Raw genomic sequence first — 22955 nt, forward strand, 5'->3', positions numbered from 1 at the left:
GCTGGGAAATATGACAAGGATTTAGCGCACGGCGTACAAATGGACGTGGGGCAGACAGCAGTTGTCGAAGCTGGCGCTTTCGGCCTGACGTGGTGTGGGGGCCATTACCGCACAGTCGACTCGCGATTGCGTCTGGCGCTGGCAGATGCGCTCTGCGCTACGCAGGCTTGGGTTATCGGGCTCAAGGCCTAAGGCGCAGTCGACACTGCGCTTCAGGCGGCTAAGTGACTGGCGGCGTCGGTGACGGCGGGTGCGCGCGTTCCCGGTGAAGACTGACTTGCCATACTGGATAATCGCCATAACTCCTCCTGTGAATGAGTCTTTGGCGATGGGGTGGCAGGCGCGGCGTGTCGGCTGAAGCCGAGGCGTCCGTGATTCCACTGCAAACACTCGACATCGACCCGCCCGGCTGCGTTCGCGGCCAGGGATAAGCAGAGGAGAGTGAAGTCAGAAGAGAGCTGACGACGCTGCATAATGCGCATCCACCCCATCCCAAAATTCACTGACTTTGGGTGGTGGGTATCGCGCTTGTGCAGCGCCTCAATTGTTTAAGAGCGGGCTCATCCGGGAGCAGTGATGTCGTCCTTCCATGGTCAAATTATTAACAGGTTCTAATGCATTGGCAAACACCAACAGTTAATTTTTTATTTACCATCGGTTAAATTTATGATTTCAGCCGGAATATTTTTTTACCTGCTCAGCGCGTTTTGTGATCAACCTAAAATCTGGTAATCACGCGCCTGGCTCATGATGACGCGCGCCACGACCTGCAATGAGGCCGCCTCATCCAGCGTTAAGTACCAGGTCTCATAGCGCTTGTTGTCGGAGATGACCGCGACCTTTCTGTGCTGCAGCTGCAGACGTTTGAGATAAAGTTGATCATCCAGCGTAAACAGGTAAATCCCGTCTCCGTCAAAGCGATGCACGCTGATGTCCACGAACAGCTGATCACGTGGCGCAAAGGTGCCGGCCATCGAATCATTGTTTAGCGCGATGAGGCGGATGCTCTCTGCCGGACGGCCGCTGAACAGCACGCGTGCCTCATCCAGCCCATACTCGATAGCCTGAATGGTTTCGACCAGTTCATCACGCGCAGCAATGCCCTGAGCGCTTCGCTGCCCAATATCCAGACTCTCGACGCGGAACCGATGTTGCGGGTCAATAAGTGCATGCTGGCTCACCGTGGCATCGGGTTGCTCCATGCCAAACTGCAGCCACTCTACGCGCACGTCCAGCAACTGGCTGAGCGCCAGTAGATTACTGTCATCCGGAATCGATTGAGCGTTAAACCATTTCCAGACCCCCGGTGTTGAGATCCTGTATCCCCTTTTCTGCAGCGCCTGTGCAACCTGTTTGTTTCGTCCATGTCCGACAATTCCCGCGCTATTACACGCGGCAATCAGCCTGGCAGTAAAAGCTTGTCTGTTACTCTCTTTTTTAACCATCAGTTAATAATCTGCCATCAGTTAAAGACTGAATGTTATTTTCTTTTTTGCTACCAGTTCATTTTATATTACCGTCAGTTTACTACCCAACAGCTTTTATCAATGAAGCTGGATGATCATTATCCTCTTCGACGGGGTGGAAACCAGCAATGAATGCCCTACAGCTTGTTCTGACAGGGGTTTTCAGGATTGTTCTGTGACGCTGATACCAGCACCTAAAACAAAAAATGCGCGAAAAAGCGCGTCGGCGCCATAGATGACAGAAATAAATCAAAAAGCTCTGGAAATAATTGGATCGGAAGCAAAAAAAATGGGCACCCTTACGGTGCCCATTGTGTTGCAGAAGTGAAAATTAGCCGCGCAGCGTATCGTCGCCCCAGCCAATCCACTTGTAGGTCGTCAGCGCTTCCAGACCCATCGGGCCACGCGCATGCAGCTTCTGCGTACTGACCGCGACTTCCGCACCCAGACCGAACTGCCCGCCATCGGTGAAACGCGTACTGGCATTGACATAAACGGCGGAGGAATCGACCTGATTCACAAAGCGGTTGGCGTTGCCAATGCTGCGCGTCAGGATGCCATCCGAATGCTGCGTACCGTGTTCGCGAATGTGCGCAACCGCATCGTCGAGATCCGCCACCAGCTTGACGTTAAGGTCGTTGGATAACCACTCATCGTCATACTGTTCGGTTTTCACCGCTACCACGCTGGCCGGGCCGTTTTGCAGCAGCGACAGGACATTTTCATCGCCGTGCAGCGGGATGTTTTCCTGCGCCATGCGCTGCACAAATGCAGGAATAAAGCGTTCAGCCTGATCGCGGTGAATCAGCAAGGTTTCCAGTGAATTGCAGGCGCTTGGACGCTGTTTTTTCGCATTAACAATCACCTCCAGCGCGGGTTCGATTTCCATGGTTTCATCAAGATAGAGATGACACACACCGATACCTCCGGTGATCACCGGAATCGTCGAGTTTTCACGACATAGCTTGTGCAACCCTGCACCGCCGCGTGGAATCAACATATCGACGTAGCGATCAAGTTTCAGCAGTTGGTTAACCAACTCGCGATCCGGGTTTTCAATCGCCTGCACCGCACCTTTTGGCAGGCCATGCTCGCTCAGCGCGTTTTGGATTACGCGAACGGTAGCCGCGTTAGTGCGATAGGTCTCTTTACCGCCGCGCAAAATCGCCGCATTGCCGGTTTTCAGACACAGAGAAGCCACATCCACGGTGACGTTAGGACGCGCTTCATAAATCACCCCAATCACGCCCAATGGCACGCGGCGACGTTCAATACGTAAACCGCTGTCCAGCACGCCGCCATCGATCAACTGTCCGACCGGATCGGCCAAACGGCACACCTGACGCACATCGTCAGCGATACCTTTCAGACGCTGTGGATTGAGCGTCAGGCGATCCAGCAATGCCGCGCTCATGCCATTCTGCCGCGCATCGGCCAAATCCAGCTCGTTAGCCGCCAGGATGTCGGCACTTTCCGCTTCCAGGCGATCGGCAATCGTCAGCAGCACCTGATTTTTTTGTTCAGTGGAGAGTTCTGCCAGCTTGTACGACGCTGCACGCGCCGCTTTTCCCATTTCTTCTAACATCATCTGCTCCTTAACTGACGATCATGTCGTCACGATGCACCGCAACCGGGCCATATTCGTAACCGAGGATGTCGCTGATTTCCTGGCTGTGATGACCGGCAATCATGCGCATGGCGTCGCTGTTGTAGCGCGTCACGCCGTGGGCGATATCGCGGCCTTGCAGGTTACGAATGCGGATCACTTCGCCACGAGAGAAGTTGCCCTGCACTTCACGCACGCCTTTCGGCAGCAGTGAGCTGCCGCGCTCTAATACCGCAGCCAGTGCACCGTCATCAATGACAATTTCGCCAGCCGGCGGTGCGCCGAAGATCCAGCGCTTGCGGTTCTCCAGCGGTGATTGCTGTGCGTGGAAACGGGTGCCCACCGGTTTGCCATACAGCACGTCGCTGATCACATCCGGGCGGCTGCCCGCCGCAATGATCACGTCGATACCGGCGCGGCAGGCCACATCGGCCGCCTGCAGTTTGGTCGCCATGCCACCCGTGCCGAGGCCGGAAACACTGCCTCCGGCCAGCGTGCGCAACGCATCATCAATCTGGTGCACATCGCTGATCAGTTCCGCTTCCGGATTGGTGCGAGGATCGGCGGTGAACAGGCCCTGTTGATCGGTCAGCAGCAGCAGTTTATCCGCGCCGCCGAGCATCGCCGCCAGCGCAGACAGGTTGTCGTTATCGCCCACTTTGATTTCAGCGGTAGCAACAGCATCGTTCTCGTTAATCACCGGCACGATGTGGTTATCGAGCAGCGCACGCAGCATGTCACGTGCGTAGAGGAAGCGTTCACGATCTTCCATATCCGCACGCGTCAGCAGCATCTGACCGATATGAATCCCGTAAATTGAGAACAGCTGCTCCCACAGCTGAATCAAACGGCTCTGCCCCACCGCAGCCAGCAGCTGCTTTGAGGCGATGGTAGGTGGCAGTTCGGGGTAACCCAGGTGTTCGCGTCCGGCGGCAATCGCGCCTGATGTGACGATAACGATACGATGACCCGCCGCGTGCAGTTGTGCACACTGACGAACCAACTCCACCATGTGCGCACGATTCAGCCGACGCGAACCGCCGGTGAGGACGCTGGTACCCAATTTGACCACAAGGGTCTGACTGCCACTCATGTTTTTCCTGCCATATAAGAAAAAAATTCTGCGAAGGGACGTTTTATCAGGAGTGAGCGAGGAAGCCAATAACAGCAAGGGGAAAAGCACAAAAATCCCCTGACAATGCAGTAGACCAAAAGTTCGCGATTAACAAGAAATCAGAAAAACTGTCATAAAACTTTCATCACCAGTCGGTAAAAAGTCCCCTGTTTTACAAACCCTTTCAAGGGTACAACAAATTTTACTCATTGGGATTGATAGCAAATGAAGAAGAGCACACTGGCATTAGTCGTATCAGCGCTGGCACTGGCTTCCACCGCACACGCCGCAGAAGTTTATAATAAAGACGGTAACAAACTGGACTTCTACGGCCGCGTTAAAGCTGAGCATTATTTTAGTGATGCCGCTTCAAACGATGGTGACAAATCTTACGTTCGTATCGGCTTCAAGGGTCAGACCCAGATCAACGATCTGATGACCGGCTACGGCCAGTGGGAATACCAGTACAACGTTAACAACTCTGAAGGTTCTGACGCTAACTCAGGTAACAAAACCCGTCTGGGCTTTGCGGGTCTGAAATTCGGTCAGTACGGTTCATTCGACTACGGTCGTAACTACGGCGTGCTGTACGACGTTGAGGCATGGACTGACGTATTCCCAGAATTCGGTGGTGACGGTACTGCGCGTACTGATAACTTCATGACTGCGCGTGCGACGGGTGTTGCGACTTATCGTAACAGCAACTTCTTCGGTCTGGTTGATGGCCTGCGCTTCGCGCTGCAATACCAGGGTAAAAACGACTCTACCAGCGCTAACGCACGTGGTAGCGCCACTGATACCTCTCGCCAGAACGGCGACGGTTACGGTGCGTCACTGGGCTACACCATCGGCAGCACCGGCATCAGCCTGATGTCTGCTATCACCTCTTCTGACCGTACTAATCAGCAGCAAGCGCGTGCTTACGGTTCTGGTGACAAAGCGGATTCATGGGGCGCGGGCATCAAGTATGACGCTAACAGCGTTTACCTGGCCGCAATCTACACCGAAACCCGCAACATGACCCCAATCAGCGGCACCAACTCAGTGACCGGTGCTTCCGTGTCAGGTGCAGCGAACAAAGCGCAGAACATTGAATTGGTTGCACAGTACCAGTTCGACTTCGGCCTGCGTCCGTCTATCGGCTATGTGCAGACCAAAGGTAAAGACATCGAAGGTATCGGCGATGCGGACCTGGTTAAATACATCGACGTTGGCGCGACTTACTACTTCAACAAGAACATGTCTACCTTCGTTGATTACAAAATCAACCAGCTGAACGACGACAACCGTCTGTCACTGAACAACGACGACATCGTTGCTGTTGGTCTGACTTACCAGTTCTAAGTCGTCTGATTTACCCTCAATGTGTCTATAAAAAAGAGCCGGCTCATCACCGGCTCTTTCTTCTTTTTGTCTGTTTAGCGGGCTTAAAAGCCGAGTCCGACGATGGCGTGATTAAGCGCTGAGCTTCACCGGCTCTTCTTTAAAACCCGATGCAGGTTTAAGATCCAATTTAAGATCCTTCAACACCGCTTTTAGACGCTCATGGAAATTACGCAGCGTACTCTCCACTTTCTCGTTGTTCTCTTTGCCTTTAATGGTTGCCACACCCCAATCACCCTCTTTATCAAACAACCCAAAGTGGTATTCATAGGTGAAATGGTCTTCGTGCGCTTCCAGCGTCATCCACCAGCCCCAAAACTCACGGAGTTCGGGTGCGGGTTTAACGTTGACACACGCTGCCAGGCAATCAAAGAAGAAACGCTGTTCCTCACATTTTCCTTCACGGATGTACGGCCCCAATTCGGTGAAGCGCTTCAGCAGGCGACTACGGGGATGACCACTCGGTAACGTCATGCTAACTCTCCCTCAAATAACCGTAAAATTGTTTCTCGTTACGCGAATCACGCGCGCAACGCAAAATATCCCGGATATAAGTAGTAGCAGAACGTTGGTTTTTTGCCAGTCATACACCCAATTGTTTTGTTAACCAGTCACAGATTTGATTTAACGCTTTCTCAAAACTGGAGAACACCGGCGTGGCGGGTATTGCCAATACTTTGCCCTGTGCGGAAGAGTTGGCAATCAATTGAGCCTCCTCTTCTGGGCTGAACAAATCGCCCGGCCAGTATGCCGCCAGCATCGGCGTCGGCGTGCGACGCCCCAACAGACCCTGCACCTTCAGTGAATAGCGATTGAGCTCAATGCGCAGGTTGCTGTCAGACGCGGACGGCATCCCCAGGCGACTGGCCAGCATATCCATGTACATGTCCGGCAGTTGTTGCTGGCGTTGCTCATCGACAAACACGTTATGCACCATCGCGCCCAGTGTCGCGACCGCACGCAGGCGTGGCACTTCCAGATAGGCCAGTCGGGTGGCGACATTGGCACCAAAGCGGTAACCAAACAGTGCAACGCGCGTGTGATCAACCCACGGCACATTGCTCAGTTCACGCAGCACCTGCTGGTGAAGCTGACTGGTGTCCTGGTTCAGCTTCCATTTGCTGCTGAAGCCCACCGAGGGCATATCCAGCGTCAACATGGCGATGCCACGCGGAGCCAGATAATCGTGGAACAGGCGATAATGATCGCTCTGCAGCGAATCCAGGCCACCGCACAGCAGTACCGTTGGGTATGGGGCTTTGGCCTCAGCAGGCATATGCAGGAAACCGGTGACCGGGCTGCCACCGCTGATCTGGAAGGTCAGCGCTTTCAGCTCACCAGGCAGACGCTGCGTGGCCTCTTCGTATGCCCGGTTTGCCAGCACCTGTGCCTGATCGGCCAGATCATCGCCTTTGATATAGGGATAGGCGGCAATACTGTAGAGATTAGATGCGCGCATCCACTGATGCCCGGCTTCCTCGTGATCTTCATTCTCCATCGCGCGCTGTTGCCATAAGGCGGCCTGCTTCGACCACTCATAGTTCCAGTTCCCGCCGCGATAGCCAATCACTGTATCTAGTTGGGTGTCATCGGTGTGCTCATACTCACTGATAGCGATGCGCGCCAGCACTTCGCTGATCTCCTGCGGAGACAGGCCGCGCCACGTCCACAGCAGCTTGTTGATCATGCGATACCAGCAAGGTTGGGTATCCCCTTCGAGGGTGTTGTGCACCTGAACCGGATGATGGTGCTGACGATGCACCAGAGAGGAGGTTTCCGGGTGTTTAAAGCGGGGCTTAAAAAGCTCTTCGCTGAGGTTTTTATCCGACATCTTAGACGTTCTCCGGCGATAGTCGCATAGATGCCTAAGAGTGTACTGCACCCGCATGTTGGGTGCGAGGCGTAGAATGCACAACGCCCGGCATAACCGGGCGTTGTTTGCGTTGCATCAATCAGCTTTTGACGATTGGCGGGATGTAAACCACGCCCATGTCCCAGGGCTGTTCGATCCAGGTGTTCTGCGGAATATCGACAATGTAGTCGTCCACCAGCGAACGACCAGCTGGCTTAGCGAAGATGGTGCAGAAACGCGCTTTTGGATACATATCGCGGATCGCTTGCGCGGTGCCACCGGTATCCACCAGGTCATCAATCACGATGAAACCTTCACCGTCGCCTTCCGCACGCTTCAGCACTTTCATTTCGCGCTGATGATCGTGGTCATAGCTTGAGATGCAGACGGTATCGACATAGCGAATACCCAATTCACGCGCCAGCAGCGATGCCGGAACCAGACCACCGCGGCTGACCGCAATGATACCTTTCCACTGTTCCACAGGAAGCAGGCGCTGGGCCAGTTTGCGGGCATGGATCTGCAACATGTCCCAGGTGACGACGTATTTTTCGCTCATAAAAGAAATCCCGACCAACAATGTTGGTTTAAAAATAGGCAAGGGGGAAAAGGTTGCGCGAGATTATAAGGATCTGACGCGTTAAAAACCAGCATCTGTCGCATTGGATGCAGGATTTTAGCGCGCCTGAGTACGCACCCGGTGAAAAACAGTGATATTCTCAGCCACATCACGTCAGATGTGCTGACGGCGATCTTTCACTGGAACCCGGCGTGCGAGCGGTATGTCCGCCGCGCTGACACAGGAGATGCATTGTGTCTGAATTGTCGCAACTTTCCCCCCAACCGCTGTGGGATATTTTCGCTAAAATCTGCTCCATTCCACACCCTTCTTACCATGAAGAAGCGCTGGCCGAACACGTGGTCAACTGGGCCAAAGAGCAAGGCTTTTGGGTTGAGCGCGATCAGGTCGGCAATATCCTGATTCGTAAACCGGCCACTGCGGGCATGGAAAAACGTACCCCTGTCGCGCTGCAGGCGCACCTTGATATGGTGCCGCAGAAGAACAACGATACGGTCCACGACTTCACTAAAGACCCAATCCAACCTTATGTTGATGGTGAGTGGGTCAAAGCGCGCGGCACCACGCTGGGCGCAGACAACGGCATTGGTATGGCTTCTGCGCTGGCGGTGCTGGCCGATAACAGCCTGACCCACGGCCCACTGGAAGTGCTGCTGACCATGACCGAAGAATCGGGCATGGATGGCGCGTTTGGTCTTCAGCCAAACTGGCTACAAGCCGATATCCTGATCAACACCGACTCTGAAGAAGAGGGTGAGATCTACATGGGTTGCGCGGGGGGTATTGATTTCATCACCACCCTGCCATTAAACCGTGAAGCCGTACCTGCGGGCTTTGAAACCCTGAAGCTAACGCTGAAAGGCCTGAAAGGCGGCCACTCCGGTGCCGATATTCATCATGGTCTGGGCAACGCCAACAAGCTGCTGGCGCGTTTCTTTGCGGTCTACGCGCAGGAACTGGATGTGCGTCTGATTGAGTTCACTGGCGGCACGCTGCGTAATGCGATTCCGCGCGAAGCTTTTGCCACGCTGGCAATCGACAGCCATAAAGTGGATGCACTCAAATCGGCTGCGGCTCATTTCCAGGCCACGCTGCTGAACGAGCTGGGCATTAAAGAGAAGAACATTGCGTTAACCACCGAGCCGCTGGCACATCAGGGCCAGGCGCTGACCACCGACAGCCGCGATCGCTTCATCAACCTGCTGAACAGCACCCCGAACGGTGTGATTCGCAACTCTGACGTGGCCAAAGGCGTGGTGGAAACCTCGCTGAACGTCGGCGTGGTGACCATGGATCAGGACAATGCCGAAATCATCTGCCTGATTCGTTCACTGATCGACACCGGCAAAGATTGGGTGGTGGAAACCCTGACTTCACTGGGCCAGTTGGCTGGCGCGAAAACCGCACCAAAAGGCGGTTATCCTGGCTGGCAGCCTGATGCTGATTCACCGGTGATGGCGCTGACGCGTAAAACCTATGAAGCCCTGTTTGGCAAAACGCCAAACATTCAGGTGATTCACGCGGGTCTGGAGTGTGGTCTGTTCAAGAAGCCGTATCCGAACATGGATATGGTGTCGATTGGGCCAACCATTACCGGTCCACACTCACCGGATGAGCAGGTGCACATTGAGAGCGTCGGTCTGTACTGGAAACTGCTGACTGCGCTGCTGAACGTGGTGCCAGAGAAGGCGTAAGTCTTTGCGATGCTGTAAGGAACCAGGCTAAGGCCTGGTTTTTTTATGCCTGCAATCCTGAGGTTAAGGATTCTCTTGCTAATAAGGTCGCAATATTTGCCGGAATCCATTTTGAGACCGACAGTAACATGCAGCATATTTCACTATAAATCCTGCTTATTACCCCAGCATTCTACCACTCCACACTTTCTCTCTAGTTTTAGACGCCGTTACGCCCAGATGTCTGGATGGCTAATAAGATTTCGTGCTAGCTTATGCGCTTTCGTTTGTTGCCCAGCGTTATGGGTTCAGAAAAAATGCCACCCACTCTCTTAATGAAAGGCCTGCCCCATGAGTGCGATTAACCGCCTGGAGATGCGTAATATCTCCATCGCTTTTGGCGGTTTTGCCGCACTGACCCAGGTCGATTTTCTGACCGAGGGCGGATCGGTGCATGCGTTGACCGGGGCCAATGGCGCAGGAAAATCCACCCTGATGGCGGTGCTATCCGGCGCGCATAATCATTACAGCGGTGAAATTCTGCTGGATGACCAGCCGGTCTCGATTCGCACCCCGCGCGATGCCAAAAAACTCGGTATTCATTTGGTGCAGCAGGAAGTGGATGTGGCGCTGGTACCGCAGTTGAGCGTGGCGGAAAACATCCTGCTCGATCAATTGGCAGAACCCGGCCATGTCTATAGCTGGCGCGAGATCCGCCGTCAGGCGCGTGCCCTGCTCAATCAGCTGGAAGTGAACATCGATGTTAATCGTCTGGTGGAACGCTGCTCGCTGGCGGAGAAACAACAAATCCTGCTGGCGCGCGCCCTCTCCCATCACTGCCGTTTTCTCATTCTGGATGAACCGACCGCGCCGCTGGATCAGCATGAAAGCGAGCGTCTGTTTACCGTGGTGCGTCGTTTACAAAGCAACGGCATTGGCGTGGTGTTTATCTCCCACCGCATTCACGAACTAAAAGCCATCTGCGATCGCTTAACCGTGTTGCGTGATGGCCGCTTGATTGAAAGCAGCCCGATGGCGGCACTGAGTGGCGAGCAGATTGTTGAGAAAATGCTGGGGCACCAGTTGACCGATGTCTATCCACCTCGCCGTGAACAGAGTGAGCAACCGCTGCTGCTGTCGGTGGAAGGTCTGCACGATGATCAACTGCTGGCGGACATTTCATTGCATCTGCGCAAAGGCGAAATCCTCGGCATTGCCGGCTTAGCGGGTGCAGGGAAAACCGAGCTGTGTAAGGCGCTGTTTGGTGCAAACAAAAGCCGCGTAGAAAAAGGCGAGCTGCACGGCAAACCGTGGCGACCGCGTTCTCCACATGATTCGGTGGAAAACCGTATGGCGCTGGTGCCGGAAGAGCGTCGTAAAGAGGGTATTTTCATTGATGAACCGGTGAGCATGAACCTGAGCGTCAGCGCGGACAACAGTTTTTCCCGCTGGAGCCTGTTCGGTCATCGTCAGGCCTGGCGCTGGGCCGAAGAGGTGATTCAGCGCCTCAACGTGCGTACCACCGGCCCGGCGCAGATTCTGCGTCGTCTGTCGGGCGGGAATCAGCAAAAAGTGGCGATTGGAAAATGGCTGCGCAACAACGCCGATGTGCTGATTCTTGATGAGCCAACTAAAGGTGTCGATATCAAAGCCAAAACCGATCTGTTCAGCCTGATTGACGGCCTGGCACGTGAAGGCAAAGGCATCATCTACGCTTCGGGCGAGTTTTCCGAACTGGTCGGCTTATGTGACCGTATTTGTGTGCTCTGGGATGGGCGCATTGTGGCAGAGATGGAAGGTCGTCAGGCCACAGAAGAGATGCTATTGCTTTATTCCACCGGAGGAACCCCTGCGTGAGCAGCAAAGAACTATCCCTGAACCCGCAGGTTTCTCTGCGTCATAAACTATTCGATTTTCTCTATAAATGGGGCATGTTGCTGACCGTGGTGATTCTGATCACTGGGTTTGGTCTGGCATCGGACAGCTTCCTCGAGCCCACCAACATCATCAACATCCTGCGTTCGATTGCTATCGTCACGGTAATTGCGATTGGTGTGTCGATTTCGCTGACCATCGGCGGCTTCGATTTGTCGGTAGGCTCAACCGCCTCACTGGCCAATGCGCTGGTGATTTCGCTGTTTGTCTGGCACGGCTTTGGCACCACCGAAGCCATTATCATCACGCTGCTGCTGTGCACTCTGGTGGGGCTGCTAAACAGCTTCCTGATCGTGATTCTGCGCATTCCCGACATGCTGGCTACACTGGCCACCCTGTTTGTCATTCAGGGCGTGGCGATGACTTACAGCTTCGGCGGTTCGATTACCGAGAATATGGTGATGCCAAGCGGCGATATGGCGGAGGGCACTATCCCCGCAGCGTTCGGTCTGTTGGGTCAGGTGCCGACCATTGTGATCATCATGCTGGTAGTGACGATTGTGGCACAACTGGCACTGTCATTGACCAAGCATGGCCGTCGCATGTACGCGCTGGGTGGCAATCCAGAAGCCGCACGCCTTTCCGGTATTCGCACCACGCGCTACCGCGTTTTGGCCTATGTACTCGCATCGCTGCTGGCCGGATTAGGCGGCATTCTGCTGGCATCGCGTATTGGCTCCTCGCAGGTGAACGCCGGCAGTGGATATTTGATGGATGCCGTTGCCGCGGCATGGATCGGCTTCTCGCTGGCCGGTTCCGGCAAACCTAACGCGCTCGGTACGCTGGTGGGCGCGGTGATTCTGGGTGTGTTGCAGAACGGGCTGGTGATGTTGTCCGTGCCTTATTACGCCATGGACATTATCAAAGGCCTGGTGCTGGCTCTGGCCCTGGCGATTACCTACATTCAGCGCCGCTAAGGCGCGTTTACTGAGAAAGAGATTCTAATGAAAAAAATTACCCTTTCGCTGCTGGCCTTAAGCCTGCTGAACGCCAGCGCTGCCTTTGCCGATACCGTTACCCCGGTTCCCGCAGCGATTGCGAATCACGAAGGTCCGGTGCGCATCGCCATCATCCGTAACCTGGGGTCTGACGATAACACCACGCAGTTTATTGCCGGTGCCATTCAGCAAGGTCGTCAACTGGGCTTTAAAGTCAGTACTTTCCTGAGTAACGGCGATGATGCGCGTTTCCAGGACTTTGTTAATCAGGCGATCAGCCAGAAATACGATGGCATCATTCTCTCTCACGGCAAAGAACCCTACTCCACCGCTCTGGTGCAACACATTGTCGATGCAGGTATCAAACTGTCCGTCTTTGATACCCCGGTAAATACGCCGGTCAATGGCGTGACCGTCACTGCGCAGGATGATGCCTCGCTGGCGCAGGCGTCACTGGGTCAGTTGATCAGTGATTTCCATGGTAAAGCCAACATCATCAAACTGTGGGTCGCAGGCTTCCCGCCGCAGGAACGCCGCCAGGTGGTGTATGAGAAACTGCTGAAAGAGAATCCAGGCATTCATCAGCTGGAATCCATTGGCGCAGTTTCTACCGATGTACAGGGCGACACCGCCAACAAAGTGGGTGCGATCCTGGCAAAATATCCTAAAGGTAAAATAGATGCGATTTGGGCGTCGTGGGATGCGTTCAGTCAGGGTGCTTATAAAGCGCTACAAGAGAATGGTCGTACTGAAATCAAAATCTACAGTATTGACGTGTCCAACCAGGACTTGCAGTTGATGCATGAGAAGAACAGCCCATGGGTGCAGACGGTCGCGGTCGATCCAAAAACCATCGGTGCGGTCAATATGCGCTTAGTGGCCAATAAAATCGCGGGTGAAGCCACTCCGGCAAGCTACGAGTTTAAAGCGTCTTCCATTTCGCAGCAGTTGCTGAATAGCCAGCAAGGGGCGATTAACGTAGCAACCCTGAACAAGATTATTCCAGGCTGGGGTGTGAACAACGATTTTGTTGCGCCGTGGTTTGCCACGCTGGAAGCGAAGTACACTAAGAAGTAATTCAGTGGGCGAATAGGGCATCCTGGCGGCGCTTCAAGCCGCCAGGATGATAGCCAAGGCCATACTCAAGGTTTTACCAACCCAACACTAGCTGCCGCTCCAATTGCGGATCCACCAGCGTTACATGCAATCCCACCAACCGCACGCCGCGCCCGGCACGCCTTTCATCCCATGCCTGCCGCGCCACTGCGATCATGTCATCCTTGTTCAACACCGGCCAGACATGCTCCTGCGTGGTCTGCTGGAAATCATTAAATTTGAGCTTCACGCCCTGACGCGCGATTTGCTTGTCGGGACGGATATTTGTCAGCCGTCGATCCAGCTCAGCATAGAGGTAATCAATGATTGCCAGACACTGCTCCCAGTTGTGGATGTCCTCCATCAATGTGCGTTCGACACCGAGCGATTTGCGTTCGCGCTCCACCACCACATCGCGTTCATCAATGCCGTTGCTGCGCTCCCAGAGCACGCGGCCGAATTTACCAAATCTCTTCAGCAGCAAGGCGAGATCGGCTCTCTGCACATCGGCGCAGGTGCGCAGTCCCATCTCTTCCAGTTTTTTGGTCGCCACTTTTCCTACGCCAGGAATTTTGCTCAACGGTAGCGTCAGTAAAAAATCCGGCATCACTTGCGGTGTAATGACGTATTGCCCGTTGGGCTTATTTAAATCGGAGGCGATCTTGGCGAGGAATTTGATCGGCGCAATGCCAGCCGAGGCGGTTAAACCGGTTTCGCGCAGGATATCGGCACGTATCGCCTGCGCCATTAGCGTCGCTGATCCCTGACAATGCTCGCTATCGGTGACGTCAAGATACGCTTCATCCAGTGATAAGGGCTCAATCAATGGGGTGTAGCGTGAGAAAATATCGCGTATCTGGCGTGACGCCTCTTTATAGGCATCGAAGCGTCCAGGCAGTAATTTCAGATGCGGGCAGAGCTTGAGCGCCATTGCCGTCGGCATCGCGCTGCGCACGCCATATTTGCGCGCGGGATAGTTGGCGGTGCTGATGACACCACGCTGCACCCGGCTGCCGCCAATGGCGATAGGTATATCCGTTAATGAAGGATCGTCGCGCATTTCAACGGCCGCGAAAAAGCAGTCCATATCGACATGAATGATTTTGCGCATACGCCCTCCGAATACTGGATAAGTATACAGCAGCAAAAAACTTCGGCAATATTTGTTGAGCGATGAATTAAAGTTTACAAAATTCTGGTCGTAATCCCTTTAGGATTGCACCATTTTCACGGAGACTGTCTTGATTAAACCTCAGACAATGTTAATGTTGCGCTGCGGTAGCGGATATTTCCGATAATGCAATACCAAGACGCTCAGCGTCATCGTCTCTCTTCACTTCAAGGTACACACAGAATGGGCAGAATCGCATTGTGGCTTGCGATGATTCTTATGCCAGTCCTTAGCTGGGCCATTTCACCAGAGCCAACGCAACTGTCGGCACCGGTGAGCAAAGAGTTAAAGAAACAATTACTTGGCACTCCTGTTTTTATTCAGATCTTCAAGGAAGAGCGTACGCTGGAACTGTACGGCAAAATCGGTAATGAATATCGTCTGCTGGACAGCTATCGCATTTGTAATTTCTCTGGCGGATTAGGGCCTAAGCGTCGTCAGGGCGATTTTAAAAGTCCGGAGGGGTTTTATAACGTTAAGCTGAACCAGTTAAAACCGGACAGCCGTTTCTACCGCGCGATTAATACCGGCTTCCCGAATCAATACGATCGTGATAAAGGCTATGACGGTAACTATTTGATGATTCACGGTGATTGCGTCTCAATTGGCTGCTACGCCATGACCAACGCATCAATGGACGAGATCTTTACCTACGTCAACGCTGCGCTGCGCAACGGTCAGCAGGATGTACAGATCAATATCTATCCGTTCCATATGACCGATAGCAATATGCAGCGTCATCGCTACTCAACGTACATCAACTTCTGGCGTGAACTGCAGCCGGGTTATGCGTACTTCGAGAAGTACCACATACCGCCAACGGTTAATGTGACGACGACGGGTCAATATGCGGTGAACAGCACGCCGGTGATTTCTACACCGGATGCTGCCTCGAAGTCATTCCTGGCGCTCACCCAGGCAAAATAATGCCCACTCGCCTGGCACTATTCGGTGCCAGGTTTCATTTCCTGTCAGCGGCTGTGTCGCAATCACCGTCACAACGTCCTTCGGGGTTGTCTGCTGCATAAAATCAATTTCTACATCCTGATCGAGCAACTTGGCTTTGCCAAAAGGCGCACGACGAGTGATCCAATACAGATTGGTCGAGCAGAACGCCATCAGATATCGACCGTCCGACAGCAGCATGTTAAACACGCCCTTCTCGCGCATCTCAGCCGCCAGCTCAGCAATGTAGCGAAATACCGCCGGCCAGTTACCCGGAGTGCGCGGATAACGCTCAGACAGCTTATGCAGGATCCAGCAAAACGCTTTCTCACTGTCCGTTTCGCCAACGGGTCGGAAAGTCCCGGTCTCCAGCTGTTTGTAGCCTTTCAGCTGCCCGTTGTGCGCGTAGGTCCAGTTACGTCCCCACAGCTCACGGGTAAACGGATGGGTGTTTTCCAGCGACACTTCACCACGATTCGCCTGGCGGATATGAGCGACCACGGAATGTGATTTGATCGGGTATTCCTGCACCAAACGGGCGATCGGTGAGTTAAAGCTGGGCTGAGGATCTTTGAATGTGCGGCACCCTTTTCCTTCATAGAAAGTGATGCCCCAGCCATCTTTATGTGGCCCGGTTCCGCCGCCACGCTGCACCAGACCGGTAAAACTGAAACAGATGTCCGTGGGGACATTGGCGCTCATCCCGAGCAATTCGCACATAGCAACCGCCTTAAGTCAGCACTCCCGCGTGAGCAGGAGTGACGCGTCATTACTTAACCATCTCTTTTTCGATCAGCAGCATCAGGATATGAATCACTTTAATGTGAATCTCCTGAATGCGGTCAGCGTAGCCAAAATGCGGTACGCGAATTTCGATGTCCGCTGTGCCTGCCATTTTGCCGCCATCTTTACCGGTCAGGGTAATCACTTTCATCCCTTTGGCGCGTGCCGCTTCTACCGCTTTGATGATGTTCGCCGAGTTACCTGAAGTGGACAGGCCCAGCAGTACATCGCCTTCACGGCCTACGGCTTCGATATAGCGCGAGAACACATGGTCATAGCCAAAATCGTTGCTGACGCAGGAAAGGTGGCTCACATCAGAGATGGCAATCGCCGGGTAGCCAGGACGATTTTCACGGTAGCGCCCCGTCAGTTCTTCAGCAAAGTGCATCGCATCACAGTGAGAACCACCGTTGCCACAGGAGAGCACTTTGCCCCCTGCTTTGAAGCTGTCTGCCAGCAAGACTGCCGCGCGCTGAATCGCGTGAATGTTCGCTTCGTCATTCAGGAATTTATTAAGCGTATCGGCTGCTTCATTAAGTTCTGAGCGAATAATGTCCTGATACATAGGGATGTCCTTTAGAGGAAAGATTTACTCTGCAAGTTTAACGGAATGGGACAAAGCCGCAAAGCGCCTGCATCGGGGAAAAAGGCCCGGGCTTTGCCATTCCTGCTCTGTTGGTGTCCAGAGAGTGCGATTTTGTGAGTTCTGTTGTAATTGCGATGTAAACAGATTGCTAAAAAGCGACCACTGCTCTAAACCTTACCTTATAACAGGTCAGACCTCTTACAACTTACGGAGCGGTTCATTATGTTGCTTGCCTCGATTGTCGCGACGCTGATTGTCATTAGCGCCCTCTTTTACCATCAAGTTTCGCTGCGGCTCAGCAGCGTAATCCTGTTGCTATGGACCGCCGGGCTGGCTGCTGCAGGCCTGTGGACGCCGTGGCTGCTGCTGCCACTGGCGATTATCCTGCTGCCCTTCAATCTGCCGGCCATGCGTCGCAGTATGTTCTCCAAACCTGCGCTGCACAGCTTCCAGAAAGTGATGCCGCCGATGTCGCGTACGGAAAAGGAAGCGATTGATGCCGGTACGACCTGGTGGGAAGGCGATCTGTTTCGTGGCAAGCCAGACTGGCAGAAACTGCACAACTATCCGCAGCCACGCCTGACGGAAGAGGAACAAGCCTTCCTCGAGGGGCCGGTCGAAGAAGCCTGTCGTATGGCGAATGATTTCCAGATCACTCACGAACTGGCCGATCTTCCGCCGGAACTGTGGGCGTATCTCAAGCAGCATCGCTTCTTCGCCATGATCATTAAGAAAGAGTATGGCGGCCTCGAATTCTCCGCCTATGCTCAGGCGCGCGTCTTGCAAAAACTGGCGGGCGTTTCCGGTATCCTGGCGATCACCGTGGGTGTACCTAACTCACTCGGCCCAGGCGAACTGTTGCAGCATTACGGCACCGATGAGCAGAAAGATCACTATTTACCACGTCTGGCACGCGGCGATGAAATTCCGTGCTTCGCGCTGACCAGCCCGGAAGCGGGTTCGGATGCGGGTGCCATTCCGGATACTGGCGTGGTGTGCATGGGCGAATGGCAAGGCCAGCAAGTGCTGGGCATGCGCCTGACATGGAATAAGCGTTACATTACGCTGGCACCGATTGCTACCGTGCTTGGCCTGGCCTTTAAACTCTCCGATCCCGATCATCTGCTGGGTGAGACTGAAGAGCTGGGCATTACCTGCGCCCTGATCCCGACGCAAACGCCGGGCGTAGAGATTGGCCATCGCCACTTCCCGCTTAACGTGCCGTTCCAGAATGGTCCAACACGCGGTAAAGATATTTTCGTGCCGATCGATTTCATCATCGGTGGCCCGTCGATGGCCGGTCAGGGCTGGCGTATGCTGGTTGAATGTCTGTCAGTCGGTCGCGGCATCACCTTGCCTTCCAACTCGACCGGTAGTCTGAAAAGCATTGCGCTGGCAACCGGTGCTTATGCGCATATCCGTCGTCAGTTCAAAGTCTCTATCGGTAAAATGGAAGGCATCGAGGAACCGCTGGCACGCATTGCCGGTAACGCCTATGTGATGGATGCGGCGGCTACGCTTATCACTAGCGGCATTATGCTGGGTGAAAAACCGGCGGTGCTGTCGGCGATTGTGAAATATCACTGCACCCACCGAGGCCAGCGCGCCATTATCGATGCGATGGATATCGCCGGCGGTAAAGGCATTATGCTGGGCGACAACAACTTCCTGGCGCGGGCTTATCAGGGCGCACCGATTGCGATTACCGTGGAAGGCGCCAATATCCTGACGCGCAGCATGATCATCTTTGGCCAGGGCGCGATTCGCTGCCATCCATGGGTGCTGGAAGAGATGAACGCTGCGGCGAAAAACGATCTGGTGGCCTTTGACCGTGCCTTGTTCAGCCATATTGGCCATGTCGGTAGCAACAAAGTGCGCAGTCTGTGGCTCGGTTTGACCGGAGGCCGCACCAGCGCATCGCCAACCCGCGACGTGACCCGCCGCTACTATCAGCAGCTCAACCGCCTGAGCGCCAACCTGGCACTGCTGTCAGATGTGTCGATGGCGGTGTTAGGCGGCAGCCTGAAACGTCGTGAACGTATCTCAGCACGTCTAGGGGATGTGCTGAGCCAGATGTACCTCGCTTCTGCCACCCTGAAACGCTTTGACGACGAAGGCCGCAATGAAGCCGATCTGCCGCTGGTGCACTGGGGCGTACAGGATGCGCTGCATCAGGCTGAGGTGGCGATGGATGACCTGCTGCGTAACTTCCCTAATCGCCTGGTGGCAGGCGCGCTGCGCATGGTGATTTTCGCCGGTGGCAAACACTGCCCGGCACCGTCTGACAAACTGGACCACAAGCTGGCGAAGCTGTTGCAACTGCCGTCAGCCACTCGTACGCGGCTGGGCCGTGGCATGTACCTGACGCCAAGCGAACACAATCCAGCAGGCCAACTGGAGCAGGCGCTGCAGGATGTGATGGCAGCGGAAGTGATTCATGAACGTCTTTGCCAGCAGCAGAAAAAACATCTGTCGTTTACCCGTCTGGATGCGCTGGCACAGCGTGCGTTGAAAGAGGGCTGGATTGATGAGAGCGAAGCCAAAGTACTGACGCGCGCTGAAGCCAGCCGTCTCAAAGCCATCAACGTCGATGAGTTTGTGCCGGAGGCACTGGCCTCACCGAAGCCGCAGGATAAAGGCGCCACACGCGCCAGTGAAGCGGCATAAAACGAAAAAGCCTCCTGACGGAGGCTTTTTTAATGGGGCCTGGCATAACTTATCCCGCATACATACAGCGGTTTCGCTGCCAAAGCGGGTAGTGAATGGCGCACTTATAAGATTGAAGCCTGACTTACCCCGCCTGACGAATACGCGCAATTAACGCATCGACATCCGCAATATGATCTGCCGCGAGAATCAACGTACGGCCCAGCGTGATGCAGCTACGAATACATTCGGTACGCATGGTATCATCAGCAATCTGTTTAAAATCGGCAACGTGTGACATGCCCACGGTGCGACGAATCAGTTCCGTGCCGCAATAACCAATGGTGTCGCTCCATACTTTGCGCAGGAAGGCTTCCGCATAGCCCGGATACGCCAGCGCCACATCAGAAGTGTTGGCGTGTGCCAGTTCGAGGAAGCGGCTGGAGAACTGCGTCCAGACTTCATGCACATCGCTCAGACGACGCTCGCGCCCTTCTGCCGCTTCACGCGGGGCCAGCAGGCCCGGCAGGCAGCAGTAGTTAATCAGCAGATTGCCAATCGCGCTGCCGACATCAAAGCCTATCGGACCGAAATAGCCAAACTCCGCATCGATCACCTTCAGGCTACCATCGGCCACGAAGATGGAGCCGCTGTGCACATCGCCGTGCAATAGCGCTTCGGCATCGGCAAAGAAGCGGTGCTTCAGCCCGGCCACCGCGATTTTCAGCGCATCGTCAGTGCGCAGGCTGACCACCAGCGGCTCCAGTGCCGCCGGGTATTTATTACGCTCGTGATCGATAAAGGGATCGTTGAAGAACAGGTCTTCGGTGATTTCGCACATTTCCGGGTTAATGAAACGCGCGACTTCGGCCTTTTTCTTGTGCGGATGCAGAAAAAAATCAGAAGTATGGAACAGCGTCTGCGCCAGATATTCGCCCAGCTGACGACCCGCTTCAGGGTAGTAAGCCCCTTGCACCAGCTCGCCGCGCCAGATGCGATGGCTGGAGAGATCTTCCATCACCATCACCGCCAGTTCGGCATCATAATGGGTGACGTTAACCGTGTGCTCTGGGCAATGTTTATAGTGCTCAACCAGCGTCTGCGCTTCGAGGCGCGCGCGATCCAGCGTTAACGGCCAGGACTCACCCACGCAACGCACATAGGGCAGCGCCTGTTTCACCACCACACGGCTCTGTCCCAGGTTATCGAAAATCTTGAACACCAGGTTGAGATTACCATCGCCGATCTCTTCTGCGCTGACCAGCGCTGACGGATCGTCCACACCGCCAAATTTTTTAGCATATTCCACCGCATCAGCAGCGGTGAAGGTACGGTATTGCGACATTGCCTGTTCCTCGACATTCGATAGTAATAAGCCGTTTGGACGTCTATACATCCGTCACGCATGTTGGCACAATAGCCGCCATTAACGCAACAGGGATTTCACACCATGCAAACACTTCGTACCACCAGTCTTGAGGTCCGCGATAATCAACTGTGGATCCTCGACCAGCAAGCGCTGCCACAACAACAAAACTGGCTGCCTGCGCACACTGTGACGCAGTTGGTTGATCATATCCATGCGCTCCGCGTGCGCGGCGCTCCGCTGATTGGCCTTTCAGCCAGCTTGCTGCTGGCGCTGTTGGGCGAGCAAGGTGTCACCCGCGCGGCATTGGCGGAAGCGCTGGAGGTGTTGCGTGCGTCACGCCCGACTGCCGTCAACCTGATGAACAATCTGGATCGTATGAAGATTGCGCTGGCGGAGAGCGATCACGTCAACGCCCTAAGCGCCGAAGCGCTGCGCCTGGTGGCAGAAGATAAGCAGCTGTGTGACAACATTGCCCGCGCCGGCAGCGCTCTGGTCAAGCCCGGCAGCCAGCTCCTGACGCACTGTAATACCGGCGGTCTCGCCACCGCAGGCGTGGGTACCGCACTGGGCGTGATTGCGCATGCCCATCAGCAAGGTTTGGTGAAAAGCGTCTGGGTGGACGAGACGCGACCACTGCTGCAGGGCGGTCGTTTAACCGCGTGGGAGCTGGGCGAGCTGCACATTCCCTACCAGCTGATCACCGATTCGATGGCTGCAAGTTTAATGGCGCGCGGCGTGGTCGATGCGATTTGGGTCGGCGCGGATCGCATTGCCGCCAACGGCGATGTGGCGAACAAAATCGGCACCTACAGCCTGGCGGTACTGGCGCACTATCACGGCATTCCGTTCTATGTGGCGGCGCCGCACACCACGCTGGATCGTCAATGCCCGAACGGCGATGCTATCCCGATTGAGCAGCGTGCCGCCAGTGAAGTCACCGGCGTATCCGGCAGTTTTGGTAGTGTGCAGTGGGCACCGGATAATGCGGTGGTCTACAACCCGGCGTTTGATGTCACGCCAGCTGCACTGATTAGCGGCTGGGTGTTGGATACTGGCGTCGTGACGCCAGATCAGGTTAAGGAAGGGATTTTTCAGCCTTAAGGGTGCACCAGATGGCGTATCCTGTGTTGACGGTGCGCCAGATATGTAAAAGTCGCCATAAATGGCGACCTTACGTTGCCGAGCCCTATGGTGTCAGATGCACTCTGAAGAGTGCCCTTTCAATGGCTGATTCCATTTATTCGTATGCAGGTTTAAGCGCACAGCGCGTTATGCCAGACGAGGATAAGCATCCGCAATCTTGTCGCCGGTAAAGTTGGCGATCCAGCCTTCCTGATTATCGAAAATACGAATCGCGGTAAAGTGCGGTTCAGAGCCCATATCAAACCAGTGTGCCGTGCCTTCAGGTACTGAAATCAGATCATTCTTCTCGCACAGAATCTGGTAAACCTCACTGCCAATATGCAGGCAAAACAGGCCAGACCCTTCGACGAAGAAACGCACTTCATCTTCGCTGTGCGTGTGTTCATTCAGGAACTTCTCGCGCAACGCCTGCTTGTTAGGATTGTCTGCACGCATGCTCAGCACATCCCAACTCTGATAACCTTTCTCTGCCACCAGACGATCGATCGCGTGCTGATACGCTTTGATCACCGTTTCAGCGTCAGGGTCGTTACCCAGATCGCGATCCGCTTCCCAACGCTCAAAGCGAACGTTTTTGGCGTTCAGGCGCTCGCGAATCGCCTCGGCATCGGTACTGTGCCACAGTGGCTGGCTGGACTCGGTATCGCTAAAAATTGTCAGTGCACTCATG

General features: G+C 54.5%; 20 protein-coding genes. 8 read left to right on the forward strand and 12 right to left on the reverse strand.

The window, feature by feature from the left end:
* Nucleotides 1-21 precede the first annotated feature (21 nt).
* From QMZ65_RS10075 to proB, 4 genes are all read right to left on the reverse strand, one after another.
* Entirely contained in the window at nucleotides 22-300 is a 279-nt protein-coding gene (locus QMZ65_RS10075) for a transcriptional antitermination N peptide (protein WP_283215929.1), read from the reverse strand.
* A gap of 413 nt (nucleotides 301-713) precedes the next feature.
* Nucleotides 714-1445 carry a S24 family peptidase gene (locus QMZ65_RS10080; protein WP_283215930.1) on the reverse strand — a complete coding sequence of 244 codons (732 nt, stop codon included), beginning with the start codon at nucleotides 1443-1445 and terminating at the stop codon, nucleotides 714-716.
* 352 nt (nucleotides 1446-1797) lie between these two features.
* Nucleotides 1798-3051, reverse strand: coding sequence for a glutamate-5-semialdehyde dehydrogenase (gene proA / locus QMZ65_RS10085; RefSeq protein ID WP_097117546.1), 1254 nt, complete (start codon nucleotides 3049-3051; stop codon nucleotides 1798-1800).
* Between the two features lie 10 nt (nucleotides 3052-3061).
* On the reverse strand, nucleotides 3062-4165 hold the full coding sequence (gene proB, locus QMZ65_RS10090) for a glutamate 5-kinase (protein ID WP_034825331.1): 1104 nt from the start codon (nucleotides 4163-4165) through the stop codon (nucleotides 3062-3064).
* A gap of 246 nt (nucleotides 4166-4411) precedes the next feature.
* Between proB and ompC the strand changes: the two genes are divergently transcribed.
* Nucleotides 4412-5530, forward strand: coding sequence for a porin OmpC (gene ompC, locus QMZ65_RS10095; RefSeq protein ID WP_097117547.1), 1119 nt, complete (start codon nucleotides 4412-4414; stop codon nucleotides 5528-5530).
* Between the two features lie 111 nt (nucleotides 5531-5641).
* Here the strand turns inward: ompC and crl are convergent, their stop codons facing one another.
* From crl to gpt, 3 genes are all read right to left on the reverse strand, one after another.
* Nucleotides 5642-6043, reverse strand: coding sequence for a sigma factor-binding protein Crl (gene crl / locus QMZ65_RS10100; RefSeq protein ID WP_097117548.1), 402 nt, complete (start codon nucleotides 6041-6043; stop codon nucleotides 5642-5644).
* 109 nt (nucleotides 6044-6152) lie between these two features.
* A complete protein-coding gene (frsA, locus tag QMZ65_RS10105) occupies nucleotides 6153-7400 on the reverse strand; it encodes an esterase FrsA (RefSeq protein WP_283215931.1) in 1248 nt (415 codons plus the stop codon).
* A gap of 121 nt (nucleotides 7401-7521) precedes the next feature.
* On the reverse strand, nucleotides 7522-7980 hold the full coding sequence (gene gpt / locus QMZ65_RS10110) for a xanthine phosphoribosyltransferase (protein WP_034825338.1): 459 nt from the start codon (nucleotides 7978-7980) through the stop codon (nucleotides 7522-7524).
* Nucleotides 7981-8234: 254 nt separating this feature from the next.
* Between gpt and pepD the strand changes: the two genes are divergently transcribed.
* The 4 genes from pepD to QMZ65_RS10130 all read left to right on the forward strand — a co-directional run bounded on the left by pepD (nucleotide 8235) and on the right by QMZ65_RS10130 (nucleotide 13624).
* Nucleotides 8235-9695 carry a beta-Ala-His dipeptidase gene (gene pepD, locus QMZ65_RS10115; RefSeq protein ID WP_166933648.1) on the forward strand — a complete coding sequence of 487 codons (1461 nt, stop codon included), beginning with the start codon at nucleotides 8235-8237 and terminating at the stop codon, nucleotides 9693-9695.
* 330 nt (nucleotides 9696-10025) lie between these two features.
* Nucleotides 10026-11531, forward strand: a complete 1506-nt coding sequence (locus QMZ65_RS10120; protein WP_160834029.1) for a sugar ABC transporter ATP-binding protein — start codon at nucleotides 10026-10028, stop codon at nucleotides 11529-11531.
* Nucleotides 11528-12526, forward strand: coding sequence for an ABC transporter permease (locus QMZ65_RS10125; protein ID WP_160834030.1), 999 nt, complete (start codon nucleotides 11528-11530; stop codon nucleotides 12524-12526). The genes QMZ65_RS10120 and QMZ65_RS10125 overlap by 4 nt, the downstream gene beginning before the upstream one ends.
* A gap of 27 nt (nucleotides 12527-12553) precedes the next feature.
* Nucleotides 12554-13624 carry a sugar ABC transporter substrate-binding protein gene (locus QMZ65_RS10130; protein WP_283215932.1) on the forward strand — a complete coding sequence of 357 codons (1071 nt, stop codon included), beginning with the start codon at nucleotides 12554-12556 and terminating at the stop codon, nucleotides 13622-13624.
* Nucleotides 13625-13697: 73 nt separating this feature from the next.
* Here QMZ65_RS10130 and dinB read toward each other — a convergent pair whose 3' ends face one another.
* Nucleotides 13698-14753, reverse strand: a complete 1056-nt coding sequence (gene dinB, locus QMZ65_RS10135) for a DNA polymerase IV (protein WP_097117553.1) — start codon at nucleotides 14751-14753, stop codon at nucleotides 13698-13700.
* Between the two features lie 243 nt (nucleotides 14754-14996).
* Here dinB and dpaA point away from each other — a divergent pair, with 243 nt between their 5' ends.
* A complete protein-coding gene (gene dpaA, locus QMZ65_RS10140; RefSeq protein ID WP_058961547.1) occupies nucleotides 14997-15740 on the forward strand; it encodes a peptidoglycan meso-diaminopimelic acid protein amidase in 744 nt (247 codons plus the stop codon).
* Here dpaA and QMZ65_RS10145 read toward each other — a convergent pair.
* Nucleotides 15711-16478, reverse strand: a complete 768-nt coding sequence (locus tag QMZ65_RS10145) for a class II glutamine amidotransferase (RefSeq protein WP_058961548.1) — start codon at nucleotides 16476-16478, stop codon at nucleotides 15711-15713. The two genes, dpaA and QMZ65_RS10145, sit on opposite strands and share 30 nt — an antisense overlap.
* A 49-nt stretch (nucleotides 16479-16527) precedes the next feature.
* Nucleotides 16528-17106, reverse strand: coding sequence for a D-sedoheptulose 7-phosphate isomerase (gene lpcA, locus QMZ65_RS10150; RefSeq protein WP_283215933.1), 579 nt, complete (start codon nucleotides 17104-17106; stop codon nucleotides 16528-16530).
* Between the two features lie 243 nt (nucleotides 17107-17349).
* Between lpcA and fadE the strand changes: the two genes are divergently transcribed.
* Nucleotides 17350-19794: an acyl-CoA dehydrogenase FadE gene (gene fadE / locus QMZ65_RS10155; RefSeq protein WP_097117554.1), complete on the forward strand. Its 2445-nt coding sequence runs from the start codon at nucleotides 17350-17352 to the stop codon at nucleotides 19792-19794.
* 124 nt (nucleotides 19795-19918) lie between these two features.
* Here the strand turns inward: fadE and mtnK are convergent, their stop codons facing one another.
* Entirely contained in the window at nucleotides 19919-21118 is a 1200-nt protein-coding gene (mtnK, locus tag QMZ65_RS10160; RefSeq protein ID WP_283215934.1) for an S-methyl-5-thioribose kinase, read from the reverse strand.
* Nucleotides 21119-21223: 105 nt separating this feature from the next.
* On the opposite strand from mtnK, the gene mtnA reads away from it, so the two are divergent.
* On the forward strand, nucleotides 21224-22243 hold the full coding sequence (mtnA, locus tag QMZ65_RS10165) for an S-methyl-5-thioribose-1-phosphate isomerase (RefSeq protein ID WP_160834031.1): 1020 nt from the start codon (nucleotides 21224-21226) through the stop codon (nucleotides 22241-22243).
* A gap of 168 nt (nucleotides 22244-22411) precedes the next feature.
* On the opposite strand, the gene QMZ65_RS10170 is transcribed toward mtnA, so the two are convergent.
* Nucleotides 22412-22954: a 1,2-dihydroxy-3-keto-5-methylthiopentene dioxygenase gene (locus tag QMZ65_RS10170; protein WP_034825366.1), complete on the reverse strand. Its 543-nt coding sequence runs from the start codon at nucleotides 22952-22954 to the stop codon at nucleotides 22412-22414.
* Between the last annotated feature and the right edge of the window lies 1 nt (nucleotide 22955).

Source organism: Pantoea sp. EABMAA-21 (assembly GCF_030053335.1).
In the GTDB taxonomy this organism is placed as follows: Bacteria; Pseudomonadota; Gammaproteobacteria; order Enterobacterales; family Enterobacteriaceae; genus Pantoea; species Pantoea communis.